This window comes from uncultured Methanobrevibacter sp. (genome assembly GCF_937898925.1).
Classification (GTDB): Archaea; Methanobacteriota; Methanobacteria; order Methanobacteriales; family Methanobacteriaceae; genus Methanobrevibacter.
Window position 1 is genome coordinate 1 of sequence record NZ_CALDKF010000083.1, and the last position, 22,357, is coordinate 22,357.

The 22,357-nt window shown below is 32.4% G+C and carries 18 protein-coding genes; 4 read left to right on the plus strand and 14 right to left on the minus strand.

Going from position 1 to position 22,357, the window contains the following annotated elements:
• Positions 1 to 17: 17 nt before the first annotated feature.
• The 4 genes from Q0409_RS06685 to Q0409_RS06700 form a co-directional block, all read right to left on the minus strand.
• Positions 18 to 500, minus strand: coding sequence for a hypothetical protein (locus Q0409_RS06685; RefSeq protein WP_298536318.1), 483 nt, complete (start codon positions 498 to 500; stop codon positions 18 to 20).
• A gap of 87 nt (positions 501 to 587) precedes the next feature.
• Positions 588 to 1,790, minus strand: a complete 1,203-nt coding sequence (locus Q0409_RS06690) for a hypothetical protein (RefSeq protein WP_298536320.1) — start codon at positions 1,788 to 1,790, stop codon at positions 588 to 590.
• 129 nt (positions 1,791 to 1,919) lie between these two features.
• Positions 1,920 to 2,960: a Zc3h12a-like ribonuclease gene (locus Q0409_RS06695; protein WP_298536322.1), complete on the minus strand. Its 1,041-nt coding sequence runs from the start codon at positions 2,958 to 2,960 to the stop codon at positions 1,920 to 1,922.
• A 371-nt stretch (positions 2,961 to 3,331) separates the two neighbouring features.
• The gene (locus Q0409_RS06700; protein WP_292779248.1) at positions 3,332 to 3,637 is read right to left on the minus strand and encodes a UPF0058 family protein; all 306 of its coding nucleotides are present in this window, start codon (positions 3,635 to 3,637) and stop codon (positions 3,332 to 3,334) included.
• Between the two features lie 712 nt (positions 3,638 to 4,349).
• Between Q0409_RS06700 and hisD the strand changes: the two genes are divergently transcribed.
• The 3 genes from hisD to Q0409_RS06715 all read left to right on the plus strand — a co-directional run bounded on the left by hisD (position 4,350) and on the right by Q0409_RS06715 (position 8,576).
• Positions 4,350 to 5,627, plus strand: coding sequence for a histidinol dehydrogenase (gene hisD / locus Q0409_RS06705; RefSeq protein ID WP_298536324.1), 1,278 nt, complete (start codon positions 4,350 to 4,352; stop codon positions 5,625 to 5,627).
• Positions 5,628 to 5,785: 158 nt separating this feature from the next.
• Positions 5,786 to 7,108 carry an aspartate--tRNA(Asn) ligase gene (gene aspS / locus Q0409_RS06710; RefSeq protein ID WP_298536326.1) on the plus strand — a complete coding sequence of 441 codons (1,323 nt, stop codon included), beginning with the start codon at positions 5,786 to 5,788 and terminating at the stop codon, positions 7,106 to 7,108.
• Between the two features lie 145 nt (positions 7,109 to 7,253).
• Positions 7,254 to 8,576: an NAD(P)/FAD-dependent oxidoreductase gene (locus Q0409_RS06715; protein ID WP_298536328.1), complete on the plus strand. Its 1,323-nt coding sequence runs from the start codon at positions 7,254 to 7,256 to the stop codon at positions 8,574 to 8,576.
• A 218-nt stretch (positions 8,577 to 8,794) separates the two neighbouring features.
• On the opposite strand, the gene Q0409_RS06720 is transcribed toward Q0409_RS06715, so the two are convergent.
• The 4 genes from Q0409_RS06720 to Q0409_RS06735 all read right to left on the minus strand — a co-directional run bounded on the left by Q0409_RS06720 (position 8,795) and on the right by Q0409_RS06735 (position 14,346).
• Positions 8,795 to 9,511: a DUF4012 domain-containing protein gene (locus tag Q0409_RS06720; RefSeq protein WP_298536330.1), complete on the minus strand. Its 717-nt coding sequence runs from the start codon at positions 9,509 to 9,511 to the stop codon at positions 8,795 to 8,797.
• Between the two features lie 181 nt (positions 9,512 to 9,692).
• Positions 9,693 to 12,482: a hypothetical protein gene (locus Q0409_RS06725; protein ID WP_298536331.1), complete on the minus strand. Its 2,790-nt coding sequence runs from the start codon at positions 12,480 to 12,482 to the stop codon at positions 9,693 to 9,695.
• Between the two features lie 320 nt (positions 12,483 to 12,802).
• Positions 12,803 to 13,333, minus strand: coding sequence for a class I SAM-dependent methyltransferase (locus tag Q0409_RS06730; RefSeq protein WP_295605741.1), 531 nt, complete (start codon positions 13,331 to 13,333; stop codon positions 12,803 to 12,805).
• A 17-nt stretch (positions 13,334 to 13,350) separates the two neighbouring features.
• Entirely contained in the window at positions 13,351 to 14,346 is a 996-nt protein-coding gene (locus Q0409_RS06735) for a pantoate kinase (protein WP_298536333.1), read from the minus strand.
• A 234-nt stretch (positions 14,347 to 14,580) separates the two neighbouring features.
• On the opposite strand from Q0409_RS06735, the gene Q0409_RS06740 reads away from it, so the two are divergent.
• On the plus strand, positions 14,581 to 15,252 hold the full coding sequence (locus Q0409_RS06740) for a histidinol phosphate phosphatase domain-containing protein (protein WP_298536335.1): 672 nt from the start codon (positions 14,581 to 14,583) through the stop codon (positions 15,250 to 15,252).
• 116 nt (positions 15,253 to 15,368) lie between these two features.
• Here Q0409_RS06740 and Q0409_RS06745 read toward each other — a convergent pair whose 3' ends face one another.
• From Q0409_RS06745 to Q0409_RS06770, 6 genes are all read right to left on the minus strand, one after another.
• Complete coding sequence (locus tag Q0409_RS06745) at positions 15,369 to 15,518, minus strand: hypothetical protein (RefSeq protein WP_295605735.1); 150 nt, start codon at positions 15,516 to 15,518, stop codon at positions 15,369 to 15,371.
• Positions 15,519 to 16,894: 1,376 nt separating this feature from the next.
• A complete protein-coding gene (locus Q0409_RS06750) occupies positions 16,895 to 17,260 on the minus strand; it encodes a DUF2283 domain-containing protein (protein WP_295605733.1) in 366 nt (121 codons plus the stop codon).
• Positions 17,257 to 17,568: a hypothetical protein gene (locus Q0409_RS06755; protein WP_295605731.1), complete on the minus strand. Its 312-nt coding sequence runs from the start codon at positions 17,566 to 17,568 to the stop codon at positions 17,257 to 17,259. Before Q0409_RS06755 ends, Q0409_RS06750 begins: the two co-directional genes overlap by 4 nt.
• Positions 17,569 to 17,900: 332 nt before the next feature.
• Complete coding sequence (locus Q0409_RS06760; protein WP_298536337.1) at positions 17,901 to 18,581, minus strand: 2,5-diamino-6-(ribosylamino)-4(3H)-pyrimidinone 5'-phosphate reductase; 681 nt, start codon at positions 18,579 to 18,581, stop codon at positions 17,901 to 17,903.
• A gap of 86 nt (positions 18,582 to 18,667) precedes the next feature.
• Entirely contained in the window at positions 18,668 to 19,429 is a 762-nt protein-coding gene (locus Q0409_RS06765; protein ID WP_298536339.1) for a TatD family hydrolase, read from the minus strand.
• Between the two features lie 263 nt (positions 19,430 to 19,692).
• A partial coding sequence (locus tag Q0409_RS06770) for an Ig-like domain-containing protein (RefSeq protein WP_298536341.1) occupies positions 19,693 to 22,357 on the minus strand: 2,665 nt, incomplete at its 5' end.

Sequence of the window (22,357 nt, forward strand, 5' to 3'; positions counted from 1 at the left end):
GAGAAAAAACTCTCTAATTAATAAATGCCAGTCGTATTCGAAACATTGAATGCCTCGATATCCTGACCTTCAGTAACATTTTCATGGAAATCGTAATATGAAATTTGTGTGCCGTTTTCATCATGCAAGTCATAACTGCTGTTTTCATAGACAGTTATATTGTCAGTTACATTCATATACTGCACTTCTCCAGAACTTGGTTCACTGCCAATACCCATAATCATTGAAATTCCTAAAGACAAACCGCAAATGAAAGCTATTAGGATTATTATAAATACGAGTATTTGCCTAGGGCTTCTAGGCTTTTTTGGCATAGAACTCTTAGACCAAATAGAGCTTAATGAATTATTGGATTGTCTAGCTCTGCTTGACTGTCTTGAACTGGCTCTACCTGATTGTCTTGAGCCTCTGGAGTTTCTAGAATTGTTAGGAGTTCTAGTTTTCAATACATTCTTGTTTTGCTGATTTCTAGAATTCCTAGATCTTCTACCGATTGCCATTAATTTCACCACAAATTACATATTTAGGTCTTTAATAAGACCAATAAATTTCAAATTTCAACTGAATAATAAATATTAGATTAAATTTTACCTAAGTGTATAGTAAGCCACAAGCGCTAGAACGATTAAAAGTCCATAAATGCCCATGCCCATTACAGCAAGCAAATATGATGCAACAAACATTACAAGGAATGCAGTTATTAGCTTGCCTTTCTTATTGGTTAGGAATTCACATAGGGTTCTTGTAAAGTCTGATGGAATGTAATATCCATACAAACCATTAGCCAAATCGAATATGACTAAAGACAATGCGCCAAAACCGTGAATGCTTTCTGCAATGTTTGCACGTTCACCTGCCTCTCTTCTGCTTCTTCCGATTCCAATCTTGACTTTAGCTCCATTGTTCAAGATAAACCATGCACAGTCAAGACCTGCACGAATAGCTACATCCTTACTTGGGAATTTTGCAATCAAGTCATCTCCACCTTCACGGTATCCTTCGATTTGACCTTCGCAATCTTCCATGAACTCCTTAACGCTTGTCATCAATTCAACAAGCTTGTTTCTTCCATATTTTGAAATGAAATTTGTTGAGTCCACAATATCAATGAAGAGGTATTGCTGGAACTCTGGAGGTTCGGATTCTGCCAATTTGAATGGAGTGTCCAAAACAAGGGCATATTCACCACCTAATTTAGTGAAAGCAACACCTGGAGAATCTCCAACTTCCTTGTTGAACTTAATGGATCTTTCAATAGCTGCAGCACCAGTCATACCAGCAGCAGCCCTTACTCTGATTCCATTATCCAAACCAATGCCCACTAATCTTATAGCCACTCTGATTGCATCGTTTTTGGACATCAATCTTGAAACGATTTCAGTTTCGCTTCTTTCGATAATTTCTCCATTTTCTCTTAAAATAATGTCAGTGAAAAGATTAATAATGTAAGAAGGTTCAGAAAGCTCTACATACATATAACGGTCACTACCCATGATGATATTGCTTACAAGAGCATATTCCTCAACCTTATCTTGTGCAGGAAGTAATTCATAAAAGCTATGATTTTCTGGAATGTTTTCACGGCCAACATCTCTAACCAAGTTGGTAAAAATACTTTCTGTTGTGATATGTGCCTTATCAATCTCCATTAGCATGGTTTGAGTGTAATTGAACATGTCCACATATTCTGTTTCCAATGGAGTTGTAGGGAAGTATTTAGTACCTATGCTTATGATTTCATGTTTTGTAACTAATGAAACAAGCTTTCTTATAATACTATGTTCAGCCATATTTTACCTCCTTTTAGTTTTTTTAAATATCAATAAATTGTTAAGCATGAATCGTTAAATATCATAAATCGAATTGTAATGAATCCATTAGATAGGATTTTAAAAAATTTAAGTTGAAAGATTAGGTGATTAATCCTTATCTTTCTTTTTCTTGGAATTCTTTTCCAGATAGATCTCAAACTCACCTGGCTTTTCAAGAATCATGTTAGGCTTGACTGAAACGAATGGGAACTTCCAGGAACCTAATCTGCCTGCAATTGTACTTGCAATGTTTCTTGAATTCTTCTTAATGAAGACTTCGTCATAGGTGTTTGTTTGAATTTCAATGTTGTATGGGGGATTGTCTTCCACCTCATCAGTCAAGACTATGTTCAATCCAAAGTAGCCGGGCTTGATGAACAAGTCATTTCTAACTGCGATAAGTGGCTTGTGAACCAATCTCAATCTATCCGCTACAGTTACTGAAATGTTACCTGCATCCTTTACAGCAGCCTTATAGTCTTTTGGATGAACAAGAACAAAGATCACATAGGGAACTGATGTTTCAACATCATCCACCATTTCCATAACCTTGTCAAACATTGGCAATTTGGAAAATATTCCCTCTATTTTTGAGGAAACGTTATCCTGTTCAGACTCATCAAGCAAGAGAATAGCTTGCTTTGCAACATTCAATGGAGTGAATTTGGTTGTTTCCTTACCTTTGTAGACTACCCAACGTTTTCTTTCAAGTTCATTCAATGTTTCATCACAGATGTTCTGCAAGAGATTCTTGACCTTTTTAGGCTTTTTGGCCTTTCCCATAACCAATTCATTGTCCTGAATTGAAAATGGAATCCTTATGCTGTTGATGTCTGGGAATTCAGACATGAAATCCCTGAACTTGTCATTGGACAATACCTTTGCATCCTCTTCATAAGCCAAGTCAAGAATGTAATGGTCTGCAATGGTTCCTACAGGAACCTCATCAATGATTCCATCATTAACCAATCTGACAAAAGTCTCTTTATCATCTATATTATGACGTAAGGAAGCGTCCGCTATGATTAAAAAGTCATGACCTTCTTCTTCCAATGCCTTAACAGCCAAGGTAATGTTTTTCAATTTAGCTTTTGCGCCTTCCTCTTTATGAAAATGTGCAACATTTGCAGCATCAATAATAACTTTCAAGATATCACCCTTCAAAAGTTTATTTAATTATAATTATTTCAAATGAATGATTTAATTCTCAGTTTTAATTCTTGCTTTTCAACCAAATATTAAAATACTAAAAATATCCTTATTGACATTTTCTTATTTAATATTTTCGTAATAATATTTTATACTATAAATATATATTAGTAATAAAATATTTAAATCTTTTCGACTCATGGAAAAATAATTTAAAGAAATGATTTTAGAAAAGATAGATAGTGTAAAATCTGTAAAAACTGAAAAAACAATGAAAAATACAAGCCTAAAATGTTAAAAAAAGAAGCAAAAACTAGAAAAATAGTAAAAAATGCTATAAAAATAGATAAAAAAATAAAAAAAGAAAAGAATTATTTAGATTGAGCAGCTTCAGCTGCCTTTAATTCTTTTTTGGATCTTCTTACAAGATCTCTTAAAGCGTTTGAAACATTTGGAGGAACAGATCCCTCTTCCTTGTTTAAAATCACTTCAGAAATAATGTTAGAAAGAACGAATATTGCATGTTTATGCTCTGCTTTTGTTCTGTGAATGTGATGTGGACTTATATTTAACGCAAGGTAATCGTCAAAGAACTCATGAGCAGAGTTATCAGTGTCTAAATATTTTAAAACATATACTAAAAATTGATGTAATTGAATCATTTCATCCTTATACATATAATACCTTTCCTATATTTTAAAATTGTAAAAATAAATTATGGATTTAAATTAAATCTATTCATTTAATTAAATCATTAAACACATAACAAACATAAAAATAAGTTATAAAATATTAATTCACTACAATACCAAGAAATTTATATTCTCTTTAGGATTTAAAAGACTGACAACAAAATCCCCATATAAATCTCAAATGAACTACCTAAATTACATACTCAAATTTATTTTTGTTAATAGTACTTTAAACACAATTGTATTTAAAATTTATGTTTAACTATATAAATTTTTATATTTAATTCTTTGTATCAAAAATATATAAATCTTTGTGTTGAATTGGATTTCAAAACATAAAATTGAGAAAAAAATTAGATTATTTCCTATAAAAAATTCTGAAAAATAGACAAACTAATACTTAACTAAATTAAATAAATAAATTCTTTAAACAGTTAAAATTATTGAAAAATTTTAAGCATACGGAAAATGGGAAACATCCCTAAAAATAAACTGAAAAATAAACTGAAAATAAGCTAAAAATAAAAGAATTTAATAATATTATTAATAATGTATATAAAATATAAAAAATATATTTAATTATGTTATAAATTATGCATCAATACATCACAAGATAAGATGCATAAAAACAACAAAAAAATGAAAAGAAATTATAATTATATTAATTTTTTTATTTTTATTTAGCAAGAGTGGTAGAATGGAAATTCTAAAATATGATAAGGAAACTGCAAATGATTTAATCAAAAGGTCACAAGCAGATATCAGCGAAGTCCTGAATATAGTTTCAGACATCTTAAAGGATGTTAAGGAAAACAAGGATGAAGCTGTAAAAAGATATACTGCAAAGTTTGATAAGGCAGAATTGGATGATTTGCAAGTTTCAGAAGATGAAATCAAAGAAGCTTACGATAATTTGGATAAAGATCTTATTGAAGCGCTTAAAAGAGCATCTGGAAACATTGAAAAATTCCATAAGGCTCAAATTCCAGAAGAATGGTTTATGGAAGTGAACACTGGAATCACTGCTGGACAAATCATCAGGCCAATCAACAGTGTTGGCTGTTACATTCCAGGAGGAAGAGCTGCTTACCCTTCATCTATTTTAATGGAAGTAATTCCTGCAAAAATAGCTGGAGTGGAAAGAATCATCTGTTGCACACCTCCAGGGCCAGACGGCAAGATAATGGATGCAATCCTTGTTGCTGCAGACTTGGCTGGAGCTGATGAAATCTACAAATGCGGTGGATCTCAAGCTATTGCTGCAATGGCTTATGGAACTGAGTCAATTGAAAAGGTCGAAAAGATTGTAGGTCCTGGAAACGTATTCGTTACCGGAGCAAAAAAACTTGTTTACGGTGATGTGGATATCGAATTCCCTGCAGGACCATCAGAAGTATTGATCTTATGCGACAATACCGCAATTCCAGAGTATCTCGCTCATGACTTCCTATCTCAGGCAGAGCATGACCCTGAAGCATCATGCTTCTTGGTGACTGACGATGAGAAAATAGCTAATGCTTCAAAAGATTTGATTGAAGAATTTGCTAAAGATGCAGAAAGACGTGAAATAATCGAAGAGTCTTTAGAAAAGCACGGACATATTATCCTATGTGAAAATATGGAAGATGCTATTGACTTTACAAATACATATGCTCCTGAACATTTAATCATATGCACTGAAGATGATGCATCTGTTCTTGACAGAATTAAAAATGCAGGTTCCATTTTCTTAGGCAAGTATTCTCCAGTTGCTGCTGGTGACTACGGTTCCGGAACAAACCATGTTTTGCCAACTGGTGGTGGAGCTAAAATGTATTCCGGGCTTTCAACTGAAGCATTCCTTAAGAAACCTACTGTTCAGACCCTTACAAGGGAAGGAATCGAGGAACTTTCTAAAACAGTTATCCCAATAGCTGAATATGAAGGCTTCTACGCACATGCAAATTCAGTGAAAGTGAGATTGGATAAAAAGTAATTAAAAAAACTAAGTTTAAATAAATTAAAGAAATAATATAATTATTATAATTATTCCAATTATTAATTTGATTAATTAAAACAATTTAATAATTACTAATGTTTATCATTAATTGACAAATAAAAAATTAATTTGTAAATATAATCGAGGCGATTAACGTGGATTATTTATTAGGCGACTTAAGAAGAACTCATTATTCAAAAGACGTAAACCCAGATATCAGTGGGGAAGAAGTCCTTATCATGGGTTGGGTACATGAAATAAGAGATTTAGGTGGAATCATCTTTGTAATCATCAGAGACAGAGATGGATTAGTGCAAATCACTGCACCAAGTAAAAAGGTAGATGCAAGCATCTTAGATGATTTAAGAGCACTCAGAAAAGAATCTGTAGTGGCTATTAAAGGTACTGTGCAAGATGCAGGAAAAGCACCAAACGGTGTTGAAATCATTCCAGCTGAAGTAATTATCCTTAACCCTGCTAAACAGCCATTGCCAATGGACCCTACCGAAAAGGTAAAGGCTGAAATCGATACAAGATTAAACTCAAGATTCTTGGATTTAAGAAAAGCAAACGTAAGCTCTATCTTCAAGATAAAAGCTAACATGTTCAAAACCGTTCGTGACTACTTCTATGAACAAGGCATGATTGAAATCAACACTCCTAAACTTGTAGCATCCGCTACTGAAGGAGGAACTGAACTTTTCCCAATCACTTACTTTGAAAAGGAAGCATTCCTCGGTCAATCTCCACAATTATACAAGCAGATGATGATGGGTGCTGGATTTGACAAGGTATTTGAAATCGGACAAATCTTCAGAGCTGAAGAGCACGACACATTAAGACACTTGAACGAAGCTGTTTCCATTGACTGTGAAATCTCCTTTGCAGACGATGTGGATGTAATGAAAGTATTGGATGGCATGATCACTGCAGTACTCAAATCCACTAAGGAAAACTGCGCTAAAGAATTGGAAATTTTAGAATATGATTTAAGTGCTATTCCTGAAGGACCATTCCCAGAGGTGAAATACGATGATGCTGTAGATATAATCAATTCCAAAGGAATCGATATGGAATGGGGAGAAGACTTATCCAGAGAAGCTGAAAAAGCTTTAGGAGACACTCAAGAAGGTTTCTACTTCTTAACCGATTGGCCATCAGCTATCAAGCCATTCTATGCTATGCCTTACGAAGACACTCCAGAAATCAGCCATGCTTTCGACTTGATGTACAAAAACCTCGAAATCTCATCAGGTTCCACTAGGGTTCACCAATACGACCTTTTAGTAAAACAAATGGTTGAAAGAGACTTAAACCCAGATGGATTCGGAAGCTACTTGAAAGCATTCGAATACGGTATGGCTCCTCACGCTGGTTGGGGTGTAGGTGCTGACAGATTAGCTATGGTATTAACCGGTGTTGAAAACATTAGGGAAACTGTACTCTTCCCAAGAGACAGACACAGATTAACTCCATAAGTTAATCAAATCATATTAAAAAAAAAAACAATAAATAAGGAATTTCCTTATTTATTAAATTAATTTTTTATAAAAAACCACTATTTTTAAACTCATTTTACTTATTTTAACAAACTATTTTAAAAATTGAATTCAAGGTAATAATATGCAGGAATATAAGGTAGCAATTATAGGAGGAGGGCCAGCAGGAATGATGGCTGCAATAAGGGCAGCGCAGGTTTTAGGCCCAAAAACTGTATGTATAATAGAAAAGAATGATAGCTTAGGAAAAAAGCTTCTCATGACTGGAGGAGGACGCTGCAACATTGCAAACAGCACACCAATTCATGAACAATTGAACTATTACAATAAGAACAAGAATTTCCTTAAGCATGCATTGTACACTTTGCCTCAAGAAAAACTGCTTGAAATATTTGAAGAGAAAGACCTTGAATTCCACATTGAGGACAAGAAGAGAATCTTCCCAGACAGTGAAGATGCCCATGACATTTTAGATGTTTTGGAAGAATATCTTGAAGAATTGGAAGTGGATATACATACCAATTGTCCAATCAATGCAAATGATATTGAACATGAATTAAATGAAAGGATGGAACCAGTATTCTTAATAGAAAATGATAAGATATCATTAAATGCATCAAAGATTGTAGTATCTACAGGAGGCATCACATACCCATCTACAGGGTCCACTGGAGATGGATATAGAATAGCTTCAAGGATGAATCATACCATTACTGACATCAAGCCAGGACTTGTTTCATTCAATGTAGATGACTTCCTGCTTAGAAGCCTAAGCGGACTCACATTAAGTGATGTTGAGCTATCATTCAAGGACAAGAAGAAAAAAATTATTGTTAGAGGAGATGCATTAATCAGTCACTTTGGATTGACTGGCCCTGCAGTGATTGACTTAAGCAATCTATTGATTGAAAAGTCCAAGTTTACAATTTTAGATGATGCCTTAAACCAAAAAAGCGATGATGAGATTGGAGAACTTGAATTGTTTACAAATAAGATAAATATTGACTTCACTCCAGACTTGACTGAAGAAGAGATTAAGGAACAGATCACCAAAGACACCCCGGACAATGGTAAGATGTCCATCAAGAACTATTTGAAAAGGTTCCTTCCAGCTAACTTCATTGATTACTTCCTGATGAAAATCAATATCAGCCCAAGCAAGACAATGGCTAACATCACTAAAAAGGACAAGAACAAGATAGCTGAAAACCTTAAGAGACATCCTATTGAAATAGAGTCATTGGAGATGGATCTTGCAAAGGTCACCATTGGGGGAGTAAAGTCCAAAGAGATCGATTCAAAAACACTTCAATCAAGATTTGTGGATGGATTGTACTTTGCAGGAGAGGTTCTTGAGATGGCTGGACCAACTGGAGGATATAACTTGCAGATAGCATTTGCAACAGGTTACTTGGCTGGTCAGGAAGCTGCAAACAGTATAAAATAAATCATTTATTTTTTTTATTTTAATTTTATTTCTATTAATTTCTATTTTATTTTTTAAAAAGAGTATTTTCTATTTTTTATTTATTTAATTTTTTAAAAAGAGTTATTCTAATTTTTATTATTTTTAATTTTTTAAATATTGAAGTTAAAAAAAGATATATAACAATAGTTAAAAATGAAAAAAATTAAAAAAAATATAATTGTATAAATTATTAAAATTTATACAATACTTTCAAATCCTTTTGTTGCGAGTAAACGTGCAAAGGAACCTTTTGGAGTCATAACAATATTACCTTTGTTATACTCATCCATAGCTGCTTTTACCATGGTTTGTTTTTTATTTGGATCTTTTGCAGCATTGGAAAGAGCTTTAACCAATACCATTACTGCATCTGCCCTATTCATGGTTCCAGTTACACCACCATTGCCTTTATATCCGTTGTAATTGTCGTTTTCACGGATAATGTCAGTTGCACTAAGGTTAGTTACTTCACCGTCAACTTCAAGAGGCCTTACTGAATCTATGATATTATCCAATCCTTCATCATAGATAAGAACAACCGCATCGATTTTAGTTCCATTACGGTACTCTACAATCTCTTTTGCATATTGCATACCCTCTTCTACACCATTCCATAGACAATCGTGGAACCGCATATTTCCTTTCAGATTTCCGGGAGCAGGTTGTGTTGGGTGCACCATTCCACCAGGATAGAATGGATCATAGCTCTTTAAGTGTCCATTTTCTAAACGAACAATGAATGCCATATCACATCCACCATTTGGCTGCTCGTACTTGTCAGCTGCCAAAACTAAAATAGTCTTGTTTTCTGCAGCTAAATCAGGACCTCCTATGAAAAAGGTCCCTATAACTATTAATAACCAAATAAGAATAACAGAAAGAATTGCTATAATTAGTTTTTGTTTCCGCCTCATAATATTCCTTCCTTAAAAAAATAATTATAATTTTTTATATCACTATAATATATAGATTTTTATATTTATAAATATTTTTATAAGAATTATAATTTTAAGAAAAAAAGCAGTTTAAAAATAATTGAAAAAAGTAAAATGAAATTAATATTTTAATATAAAAAAAGAAAAAAGAAAATAAAATTCATCTTTTTACTTTTACTGTTCTTTTAACAGTGTCTTTCAAGTAAGTAGCTTGAATTTTAATTTTCTTGCCAACTCTAAGCTTTTTAAGCACTGAACGTTTAATAGTGACTTTTGCAACACCTTTTGAATTGGTTTTTGCCTTGTAAGTCTTTCCATTGAACTTGAATGTAATGTACTTTCCTTTAAGGTATTTGCCATTGACCTTTTTAAGACTTGCAGTCAAGACAAGCTTTTTAGCAGATCTCTTAACCTTAACTGCCTTGAATGTTACGATATGCTTGACAATGACCTTTCTGTTTACATAAGTGCCTTTGTAGTAGACTTTTATAATGTAAGTTCCAGGCTTATAGTTAAGTTTAAAGGAAGCTACACCATTTTTAGTTGTGGCATTTCCTATTTTCTTACCCTTATAGTAGAAGTAAACAACCTGACCGTTTGGAACTGGCTTGTTGTGATTGTCTACAATGGTAACATTAAGCTTCTTGCTGTCAGTATAGTACTTAGTCACATTCTTTGAAGTGAGTTTATATACTTTAAAGTCACCGAAACATTCATCATCTGCTTCATAATACTTATATGCATAATCATAATAGATTCTTAGTTTCCCTTGATACTTAGGAATGAACTTTAGGCTGCCAACACCCTTTACTATTGGAACAGTAACATATTCATAGCGATTGTTTCCATAATCCAATTTTAACTTAAGGTTTCCGTTAAAGCTTGTTCCAGGGAAAGTAAAGTTGATTGTATTATAACAGTTTTTGACTAAGTTAGTCGGCATGGTAAGGTTTATTTTAGGGAATTTGCCTCTTACAGTAAATGTGGAAGTATCACGGATGGTTCTGGAATCTCCATATTTGCTATCTCCTGTATATTCATAGTAGAAATAGAAATCTCCCACTTGGGTAGTTGGCAATTTGAAAGTAGCCTTACCATCCTTTAAAGTATTATTATAATAGGTTTTTCCTTCTATCTGAACCAATAATCTGCCATTTGCATCATTCGGCATTTCAAATGTGAAATTAGCATCTTTGCCTGCATAGACTATTGGAAGATTCATTCTTGGATAAATGGAAATATATGTTGAATCTGAATCTCCATCATCATAATCAGTACCTCTTACAAGATAATCAGTGCCTATGTAAGTGAAATTGAGGATATGTTCCTCAGGATCAGACAATTTTAGAACATTATTCGGAATGGTACAATTGACAATTTTAAATCCATCTTCGCTAGTTATTGTCCAACTAGATATTTCCTTTCCATCAACAGTCTTATTACCATTAGAGCCATTTAATGGAATGCTTATATTGCCTTTTGTATAATTTTTATCATCCCATATCACTAAAGTTCCATTTGCATCATCAGGCAATACCAAAGTTACATAAGTGTCTTCAAAAATATCATGCCCGGTATTGCATTGAATCCTGTAATATTTGTTTAAATTGAAATCAATGGTTTTTGCAGGATATTTTGAATTTCCATTGTATTTTAACTGTGCAGTATAATTGCCTGCAAGCAATTGTGAAATGTCAAAAGTTGCACTACTGCCGTACTCTTCCCTAATGGATTTAGCATAAAATGTCTTATCACCAACTTTCAATTCTAATGTTTCTCCTATTGAGAAATCAATAGGCAAGTCAACATATATCTCATCACTAACATTTTTCTGATTAGAATAACTGTCAGGATATATGTCCATCAGATAGTCTAAATTGAATGAAACTGTTCTATTGTATGCAGGATAATATCCATCACCAGAATATACAATTGTAGCATTGTAATCCTTGCAGTCCAATGAGGATAAGTTAAAGACATATGTAGTCATATCATCACGATAGAAAGTTTGGTTTGGAACTAATGTCTTTCCATCTGCAATAAGATTTAATGTACCAAAAGCATCAAATGGCAAGTTTACTTTGATGTCTTCATTAAATACAGATCCCTTAACAATAGTCTTTTGATATTCTACATCATCGAAAACAACATTTATTGTACCACTTTGACTTGTAGCATTATATGTTCCATTAAAATACCTTAATTCATAGCTATGTACACCATAACTAATTCCTTTAAAGTTTTCCTTGCCGAACATTCTTATAGAACGACCACCATAACCATTAAAAGGTTGTGCATATCCTATTTGCTTTCCATCAATATATAATGCAGCTCTTGCTTCTGAGCTTTCATTTAAAGGAACTAAAACATTTAAGAATTGATAAACACCATTCATGGTAGATATCTCTTCAGGAACTTCAAATTTGATGTAATTCAGGAAAAAGGTATGAGTTTCACTGAAATGAACAGTTTCTCCATCAAAATATGTAAGATTCAATGTATGATTTTTTCCAGGCTCTAAAACTTGATTTCCAAAGCGACCGCTACCGTTAATCTGTGGCACAAGGTCAATGTTTTTTCTACCACTAATATTACCATAATCCCCAAAAAGACCAGTAACGTTCTTAGGTTCCCAATCATCAAAGGAAAGGTTAAAAGTACCCTTTGTACCATCAGGAACATCAACAGTCATATTGCAGTCCCATGCATAAACGTTTTCTGGAAGAGTTACATTATTATTATCATTTTTTGGATTCACTTGCTGGTTATCCCCCTCTGTACCAGCATCTCCATTATTTGTTGTATCACTTTCAACTGACAAGCTATCATCAATTGAAAGATCATTACTCTCCATATCATCTACGCTATCCAAGTCCGTTGCACTAACAGCACCTATGGCTAGTATAGCAATCATAATGATAGAGAATAACATTAATTTATTAAATTTCATAATATCATCTTTTAATAAAAATTTACAGTTATTTTCGTTAACTTAGTAAATTATACTATAAAATCTATAAATTATCCTATATAAAGTTTAATAAAAAAAATTGATTAAAACACCGTCGTAGAACTGTTTAAATTAAAAAATAAGTATAATTAGAACTTAAAAAATATTGACCATAAATTATGAATGTAAGAAAATGAATTATATACTATAAAATCCGAAATAGAGCAAAAATCATCAGTTAAAAGTAAAAATAGGACATATAAAGGTTTTAAAAAATAGAGCATATGAAAAGAGCTGAAAAGATTAGAATATTAAAGAAATCACTCTATCTTATCGCTCCATAGACTGAATTCCTTGATTTGAGGTGGAATTCCCTGATTTCCACAAGATTCAAGCCATCCCTCACTTGAGGTGAATTCTTCATCATAATCTGCAGAGTTTACAAAGTCTATCAAACCTTGATTTCTTATCAATACATCCCTTGGCTTAAGGGTGGATGACCAAATGTAAAATACCTTGAAAACAGTGTCTGGATGGTAGCCACCACCTAAGTCTATAGATAGCACATCACATCTGTCAATTGATTTAGCTACCTGCTCCAAGGTTTCGTGAAGCCTTACATCACCGCTTATGAATGTGAAATTATCATTGTATCTTGAAAGCCTATCCATAGGTTCAATGGCTTCAGGACTGTTGTCTATGCTTATCAAACGTCCTGTAGTCAATTTATACAATATTATTTCACTTGATTTTCCCACATGAGCACCTAATTCAACAACATTGTCTGTCTTTTCCAAAACTTCCCTTAAATGTTGCCTATAGACTTTCATGTCATAACTGAGCTTTATCACTTATATCACCCCATTGATTAATCATGACTCATTATACAGATTCCTTCAGTATCCATCTTATAGAATTCAAATTCATTATAGTATTTCGCTTCCAACTTAAGCTTTTGATCTTCATTTGCTATAGCAAATACAGTGTTTCCCAACATTGCCATTGAACTTCCAAGTACCTTTCCATGCAATTCATGGACAATCTGCAATAGATCATCATTGATTAGATGTGTCTTCTTTGCAAATTTCAATGAGGCATTCATGAATTTTTTGATTGTTTCCTCTTCATTGAATTCACTGTCAACAGCTACATTGAACTTATTCTTGAATTTTGATCCAATGACTATTCCATCATCTTTCTTATTGAACTCTTCGCCTATTTCCAATCCAACTTGTGTAATTATCTTCTTATGCTTTGGGTCCTCTATGATTGAAGCGGTTGATATTTCCCCCAATGATTTGGTGATTACATAGAAATCTGATTTCAATGATTCAAAGACTCCAAAACCTGTTTTTTCATGAGGAACAATTGATTTTGCTTCACCATATCCTGGAGCACCTGGTTTTGTTCTGAGAACTATTCCTTTTGAAAGCTCTCCAATCACATCCCCAAGGCCAGTTCCAAGCTCCACTTCTGCCAAATGGGCATACTTACCGCATTCCTCTATAGAGAGTCCTAAATCAAAGTGCTCATTTATGCAAATGGCAGTGCCAATAGCTGATGAAGCGGATGTTCCAAAACCGCATCCTATTGGAACCTGAATTGTTTGCTTTATAAGGACATTATCCATATCAAACTCAATGTCCTTTTTCATAAGCTCAATGGTCTTTAGAATAATCACTTCATTATACTCATCATTCTTTCCATTGATTAGAATAGAGAACTCATCACTTTCATCCATTTCAGTGATAACACCCTTATCCAAAAGCACCCCTGCACCTAAAGACCCTTTCAATAATGGGTCTTCATTATCAAGAATGCTGAAGAAACCAGTGATATGAGATGGAACAAATACGGAAATCATTTTAACACTTCTATTTTAAAATTAATATAAAATTAATCAATAATTAACTTAAAATTAAATAATAAGTTTATAAATTATAAGAATATAAATATTAAACATTAAATATATAATTCTATTTAATTAATATAAATTAGATTTTTAACATTTATAAAAGTTTATAATTATAAAATATTCAAAATAAAAATAAAAATTATATTTATAATTATAATTATTTTACTCGAAGGAGAGATATTATTGAATTATAAAAGAATTGATTTACATATGCACAGCTTATTCAGCGATGGAGAGCTTTTGCCATCTGAACTTGCAAGAAGAGCACTTGTACTCGGACATGAAGCAATAGCTATTACCGATCATGTTGACTACTCAAACATCAACACCATCCCTGAAATCAGCGCTGCAATTGATGATATAAACAATAACTGGGACATTACAGTGGTTTTAGGTGCTGAAATCACTCACGCACCTGTTGAATCCATTCCAGACCTTGCAGATAAGGCACGTGAATTAGGTGCAAAGATTGTTGTTGTTCATGGTGAAACTTTGAATGAGCCTGTAGTTGAAGGAACTAACTTTGCTGCAGTAAACTGTAAGGAAATCGATATCTTAGGTCACCCTGGTTTAATCACAAAAGAAGAGGCAGAACTTGCTAAAAAGAATGATGTCGCTTTGGAAATCAGTGCAAGAAAAGGCCACTGCTTAGGAAACGGTCATGTAGCAAACATTGCAAGAGAAGTTGGAAATGATCTCCTAATCGATACAGATACCCATTCTCCTGACAATCTAATTACATTTGAAAGAGCATTTGAAATAGGATTAGGTGCTGGAATGACAGAAGAAGAGGTTTTGAAAGCTACCGTTGAAAATCCTAGAAAAATCTTAAAAAGACATGGAATAAGCCTTTAATTATTCCATATCCTTACTTTTTTTTACTTTTTACTTTTTTTACTTTATTAAAAAATAAATTAAAAATAAAATCTTATCTTTTTTTAAAAAATAGCGTTTAATAATTTTATAAAATATTATTTGTGTTCCTTGACCTTTTTGCTTTCCTTATTGTTGCAGCAGCCAAAGAAGAAATTTCTTATTTTCTTGACTTCAGACTTGTTTTCCTTTTTTACCCTTTCATCCCTTTCATGCATTTTTCTTCTTGCTTCAGCCATATTTCCCATATTTTTCACCTTTTAAAAATAATAAATTTTTTAACTAATTATATATGTATATGTAAAACATTATTAATAAAGTTTTAAAAATTATTTAAAAAAAACAATACATAAAAAAATCTTGAAATAAAAAAATAGTAGATCATCAACCAGCAACAAAAAAGAATGAATCCTTTTTGTTTGCCAATTAATCGAATTCTAAATAAAATATTTAGAAATTAAAACTTTTTTAATACAGCTCTAAAATTGAGATTTGATTTGAGCGATTCGGAAAATTATATAGTGAATTTATTTTGGATGTGTGTTTTGATTTGATTTGATTGAAATTTTGAAGATAAATTTTCCAGTAATGTTTTGTTGTTAGAGCATATATAGCAATAAAGTTTTAAAAGTTTAGAACTATTTAAAGGTCATTTCCAAAAATCATCTTCTGAAAGAAACAACTTTTGGATCTCTTTTTCTTTCTCGTTTAGTCGGTTTAATCTGCTTCTTACCACAAATTCCACTTTTGGTTCTTCCCAATATTTCACCTCCGAGAATTAAAGACAAAAGTACAAAAATTTTAAGGACTTGATTTTAATTTGGAGTGATTAATGACAGTATTCTTTTTACTTGTAGGCGAATCCTTAAAATTTAGGTGTACCTAAATATCTTTAATTATAGTTTGTTTTCATCATATATAAATGTTTAGGTATGCCTAAATATTTGCATATATAGAAAATGTTAGTAAATATACAAACAGTTATATACTATAAGAACAAATATTAATATAGATATTTGGGACAACTCCAGCGTCGAAAACAAGATACTGGATTAAAATGAATACTATCAAAATCCAAAGAAAAAATGACCCTGAATATCTCCAAAAGAGTTAGAATGTACTAATTAGCCTGATTAGAGACATTTAAACTAAAATGCATCAATTGTATTTGCAATTGATTAAGCTGTTGAACGAAATGATTAATTTTTTTAATTAGTCAAAAACAAAAATAAGCAATTTTTTAAAAAAAAATGTGTTTTAGCAAGGAAATTAAACTAAAATCATTCGACAAAACATTGCTTCAATCTAAATTTCAAATCAAATCAAAAAAAGAAAAACAAATCGCACAAATCGAAAATAAAAATTAGAGGTGGAACTATCAAGATACGAAAAATAAAACCTCAATTTGAAAAGCAAAATTTCAAAAACAAGTAGGAGCAAACAAAGAAGAAATGACTTGTTTGCTTTTACATTATTTTTTATGATTTTACTTTATTTTATTAAATTATTACAGATTTTTATTTTTTATTTATTTTATTAATAATTTTTAATTTTAATTTTCATTTACTCTTTTTAACTATTTTTATTTCAAATTAGTTCTTTTCATCATCAAACCAATTATCTATCATACTGTAACCAATTCAGATTCAACTGCAGGAATCCCATTTAAATTAGTTGCAATCCTATTAACACCAAAAATTTGTGTCTTATTATGAACAGGAACAATCAATTGAACCTTTAAGTCAATCTTCTTTTCAGTGACAATTAGTCGAATGGAGATTTTTGCTAAATTTTTGAAAAATCCCTTATCCAAATTGAATATTTTTGATGCATTTAAAAATTCAAATGCAACTGGTTGCCCTTCTGAATCAATGTCTAGAATTATATCATTGTCCAATTCAAATGAAACCTCATATTCATAATCCTCAACACAATATATGAATAGGGAGTCTCCCTTAGAATCATAATCATATACTACTTCCCGGCTCATTTTCTCACCCTTTGATTCCTATAAGTTTCCATTACAGTTATAAAGTTTACAGTTCTATTATCATTTATGCCTATCACTAATGATATATCTTTTGTAGGCTTTTGACTATGTTCAAAATATAGTCTGAATTTATTATAGTCCTGTTTGATTATTCCCATTAATTGATTATATAAGAATGTCTGAAAGATCAAACCTAAATCTCCTATTCTTTGAACATTCCTAATATCAAAATGCTTTGTATCTGCCACAAATGATTCATCACATGAATTAATTATTTCAATTGCCTCTTCAATAGAATAATCCTTCATTTATTATTCTCCTTTTTTTAATTTAAATCAAACTGGAGTTCATAAAAAACAGCGGAATATGATTACTTCCATTCCATGAAGAAAAGTAACTATTATAAAAATTAAACTGATTAGTCAGAACCCCATAATCTACTTTCTATATTGAAATAATATTAAAAGCAAGGATAATAAACATTATCTAAGTGCGATTTTGTGCAAAAACACAGAAGTGATTTTTGAGAAATATCTATTAAATTAATATTAAAAAAAGGGTGGTGAAAAATTAGCAGACTTGCAAATTAAAATTCAAAAAAATGATGGAAATTCAGTAAGAAAAAATTAATCATTAAACCTTATTTTAAAACCTTGTATTCCATAACAAAGTCCTTTCCTAAAGGATAATACTTCTCTAATTTCAATGGAATAGCTTCCTTCATATAATCGAATCCTTCACCATCGAAGAATGTTTTGGAATCCTTTCCTCCAACAATCATAGGAGCTATGCATATCCTCACTTCATCAATGAGATTTTCCTTGATCATGGAAAAGTTAAGTGTAGATCCTCCTTCAAGCATAAGGGTTTCAATTCCTTCTGAATACAAATGCTCCATAAATTCAGCCAAATCAACAGATTCCTTAGATGAATAGAAAACATTTACTCTTTTGGAAAGCTCCTTAGCCCTTAAAACTGCATCCTCATCACAATCAGGATTATTCTCATCACAAAGACTGCTTACTGCAATGATTGTTTCAGCATCATCATTCAATATCCTAAAGTCAAGTGGAGTCCTTGCCTTATTGTCAACTACAACTCTAACAGGATTGTCCTCTTTTCTTGCATTTATCTTATGAACAGTAAGTCTTGGGTCATCAGCAAGAACGGTACCAATTCCAACCATGATTCCATCAACTTCCTTTCTGATTTCATGAACACGTTCAAGATCTTCAGGCCCTGAAATTTCAGAACTTCCTGTTTTTGTAGCTATTTTTCCATCCAATGTCATAGCTGCATTAAGGATTACATAAGGTTTCATAATATCATACCTTTAAATTTAATAATAGGTTTATCAGAATTGAATAATATTTATAAGTATCAATTTAATTAATCGTTTCTTTAAAATTATATTCCGAATACATATCTTGCATTCTTTTCAGTTTGTAGAGATACATCATCCACACTAATTTCATGAAGTTCAGCTAATTTTTCAACTGCAAGTGCAACATTTGCAGGTTCATTCCTTTCATCCTTGGTCATTGCCAAGTATGGGCTGTCAGTTTCAGTCAAGATTCTTTCAATAGGAATTTCCTTGAAAAGGTCTTGATGTCTTTGACTGTAGCATACCATGGTTGAACAGCTTAGGTAATGGTCTTCCATATCCAAGATCTTCCTTGCTGTCTTTAGGCTGCCGCCATAACAATGATAAATCACCTTAGGAATATTATCATAATCCTTCAACAAATTGAAAATCTTCTTTTCACAGTCCCTTCCGTGAATAAGGAGTGGTTTCTTGTATTCATTTGCAATTTCAATGAATCCAGTGAAGATTTCCTGCTGACGGGCTCTCAATGCCTTGTCTGTGCAATAGAAGAAATCCATTCCAACTTCCCCAACTGCCAAAATCTCATCAAGATGCTCAATCATCTGCTTATGAGCTGCATCTATCTCCTCTTGAGGAGAATTCTGGGATGATACTGGATGGAATCCAAAGGTTGGATAAACGAATCCCTCATACTCCTTTGAAAGTGCCAATGCCTTTGCATTGCTTTCCAAACCATATCCTGAATTGATGACAGCATTGAGCTTTTCCTTAGCCCTTTCTATTACCTTATCACGGTCTGGATCAAATTCATCAAAATCTATATGACAATGTGTGTCTATCATTTTATCACTGATGTATACATTTATAATTTTTTTATGAATGGCAATTTCCTGCATGAAATTCCCTAATCATTGCGATTCTATCCTATCGCTAACATTAATTGAGTAATAAATTATTTATTTGACCTAATATTTATAACTAATTTTTTAATGATTTGTTAAGACTGTAAAAAAGAGTGGTGAAACAATATATGCAGAAATTGAAAAAAAGGAGTTATGAAAACAGATTAAAAAAAAAAAGAAAAATAAGTGAATGAAATATTCACTTATTTGATGGTTATTTTTACTTTTTTGCTTAAAGCCTTGTAGTATTTGCTTCCTGCAAACTTGACAGTAGCTGTTTTTTTACCTTTTTTGGTTAATTTGGTAATTTTAAAGGTAGCTTTACCTTTGCTGTTTGTAGTAGCTTTGTAGGTCTTTTTGCCTATTTTCAAGGTAAGTTTGACCTTTTTCAATACTTTGCCTTTATTGTTTTTAAGGGTAACAGTATACTTTTTGGTCTTGACTTTAGCCTTAAATGTCTTTGCTTTAGCTGCAAGTTTGACTTTAGCCTTTTTAACAACAACCTTAGGCTTTAAGGTGGAAGCAGCGTAGTTGCTATCTCCTGCAAACTTGACAGTTGCAGTGTAGGTCTTAGGAACCAATTTAGCAACATTAAGACTTACTTGACCTTTAGCATTGGTCTTTAAGGTCTTGCTGATGGATCCAACCTTCACACTAACCTTCTTGTTAGCCAATGCTTTACCGTTTGCATCCTTAAGGGTTATAACAAGCTTTTTGGCAACGTTGTAGGTTGCAGTCACCTTAGGGGCAGTGAGCTTGGTAGCCACTTTAACTGGAGTGCTGTTGGAACCGTTGGTGTCATTGGAAGGAGCAGGAACAGGTTTAACTTCAAAGCTGGTTGAGCTGGTAGCGTAGATGTTCTCTGCATCATACAATACAACGTCAACAGTGTAGTTACCAACATCCAAAAGTTCGGTGATAGGTACGACAACGCTGGCATCCGCATTAACTGTGTAAATCGCACCGTTTACAGTGACATTGAGCATTGCATCAATGACTGGGGAAACGGTCACGGTGACATTTCCATACTCTCCAGAAGTGATGTCATTTGCACTGACACCAAGGTCAATATTCTTCATAAAGCTTAAGGTTTGGTTTTCCTTATCGCAAAGGGCATTGATTTCATTGATTATGCTGTCACTGGTGTAAGTTACTTTAAACATGCCGTCTTTCAATATTGGATTTGTTTCATTGAAAGTACCTGTTGTGGAAGATAGTAATACCGGCATGTCATACAATCTTTCGATTCCATCTGTGGTGCCGTCATTCCAAGTCAACTTACCTATAACTTCCCACTGATTCTCAGCAATGTAGTTTACTGTAGTATTGTATATAGCATAAATGGTTGCATTCACTTTTTCATTGGAAACAGGATTATTGGATCCCCACCAGTTATAATTGGCGTTAACCATACCAGAGATGTCCACTATGTGATTAAATGAAGGTCCTGATAGATTGTAGAAAGTGGCGTAATTAATGGATATCAAATTTAAATTGTATGCATCACCTAAGCTAAGATAACCTTCACCTTTACCATCAAAAATACAATCTATGAACTCCATCTCATTGGATTCATCACCTAAATATAATGTGGAATCTACAAAGAAGATACATTTTTCATATGTTACCTTGCCATCACCAGTAAAAATAAAACTTCCAGGCAAATTAATTGATTCCTCATCTAAAAGGATATTAATGCCTGTTAACTTGATTCCACTACATTCACAGTTATAGAAATCTAAAGGTAAGCATGTTCCTTCTTCAAAGATGAAATTAACTGAGTTTTCATTAATAGCTTGGAGTATGATATCCATATTGTTATTCAATATAAACATATTCCAATCTGAAACATCATATCCTCTCTCATCAATAATTTCAAAGTCCTCCTCTTTGAATGAATAAACACCATCCAAAAATTTAATAATAATTTTTGTTGGAGAAGTTATGTCCAATTTGCTTATGCCTTCACCCCATGCTAAAAAGAGGTTTGTATAAGGGTTTTCTATAGTTCCTTCTCCATCTTCTTCATTTGGACCTACATACAATTCTATAGTTTGAGGTTCATCAGCTAAGATTTCATCATCAATTGCACCTAAGATAAAGTGTTTCTTACTTCTATTATCAGAGATTACTCTATTGGGATTGCAATTGCAATTAGTTAGGGTGCAGTTGCAATTGGTACAGCAACAATAATTATTAGTTATAGTAGCGCCAGGAGCATAGACTGCATTATTGCAGCATAAGTCATAAGTCTTTAGGAAGTTATGATTAACAATACTATTAACTGATGATGCTAAATAAACAGCATAATGTCCGTTAGTTTTAACTGTATTGTCGGAAATATTAAAAGTATGATTTCCAGAAGTGGTTTGATAATAACTTATGCCAAAGACATTGTAAGTGCTATTGTAATCATTTAGAGTTTGAGCATAAATAGTGTTATTGTAAACTGTCACATCAGTATCTTGAAGCTCAATACCTGAAACTAATGCATAATAATTTGTTGTAGCTCTTCCAGTCACATTAATAAAATTATTGTATATTGTTATGTTTGTTGGACCATAATAATTTTGAGAATATATTCCAATATTTGGACCATTATTTTCTGTAGTTAAGTTGTTATTATGGATAAAAATATCACTTACTGGACCGGTTATCTGTATAGGATAAGCAGCACCTGCACCTTGAGGGTTAACTTGTCCACCAACACTGGACATTGTAACATTATTATTTGAGATAGTCACATTTGTTAGTTCATAAAGATCAATACCATACAAATAGTTTGCATTAGTATAATAATTAACATCAGTTTCATTAATAATATTGCCTGAAATAGTTCCATTATTTGATTTGACAATTATAAGAGTA

Bases quoted from the DNA above. Each gene is read 5' to 3' on its own strand.
- Q0409_RS06685 (WP_298536318.1), bottom strand. From the start codon at position 500: ATGGCAATCGGTAGAAGATCTAGGAATTCTAGAAATCAGCAAAACAAG.
- Q0409_RS06690 (WP_298536320.1), bottom strand. From the start codon at position 1,790: ATGGCTGAACATAGTATTATAAGAAAGCTTGTTTCATTAGTTACAAAA.
- Q0409_RS06700 (WP_292779248.1), bottom strand. From the start codon at position 3,637: ATGTATAAGGATGAAATGATTCAATTACATCAATTTTTAGTATATGTT.
- hisD (WP_298536324.1), top strand. From the start codon at position 4,350: ATGGAAATTCTAAAATATGATAAGGAAACTGCAAATGATTTAATCAAA.
- Q0409_RS06715 (WP_298536328.1), top strand. From the start codon at position 7,254: ATGCAGGAATATAAGGTAGCAATTATAGGAGGAGGGCCAGCAGGAATG.
- Q0409_RS06720 (WP_298536330.1), bottom strand. From the start codon at position 9,511: ATGAGGCGGAAACAAAAACTAATTATAGCAATTCTTTCTGTTATTCTT.
- Q0409_RS06725 (WP_298536331.1), bottom strand. From the start codon at position 12,482: ATGAAATTTAATAAATTAATGTTATTCTCTATCATTATGATTGCTATA.
- Q0409_RS06735 (WP_298536333.1), bottom strand. From the start codon at position 14,346: ATGATTTCCGTATTTGTTCCATCTCATATCACTGGTTTCTTCAGCATT.
- Q0409_RS06745 (WP_295605735.1), bottom strand. From the start codon at position 15,518: ATGGGAAATATGGCTGAAGCAAGAAGAAAAATGCATGAAAGGGATGAA.
- Q0409_RS06750 (WP_295605733.1), bottom strand. From the start codon at position 17,260: ATGAGCCGGGAAGTAGTATATGATTATGATTCTAAGGGAGACTCCCTA.
- Q0409_RS06755 (WP_295605731.1), bottom strand. From the start codon at position 17,568: ATGAAGGATTATTCTATTGAAGAGGCAATTGAAATAATTAATTCATGT.
- Q0409_RS06760 (WP_298536337.1), bottom strand. From the start codon at position 18,581: ATGAAACCTTATGTAATCCTTAATGCAGCTATGACATTGGATGGAAAA.
- Q0409_RS06765 (WP_298536339.1), bottom strand. From the start codon at position 19,429: ATGATAGACACACATTGTCATATAGATTTTGATGAATTTGATCCAGAC.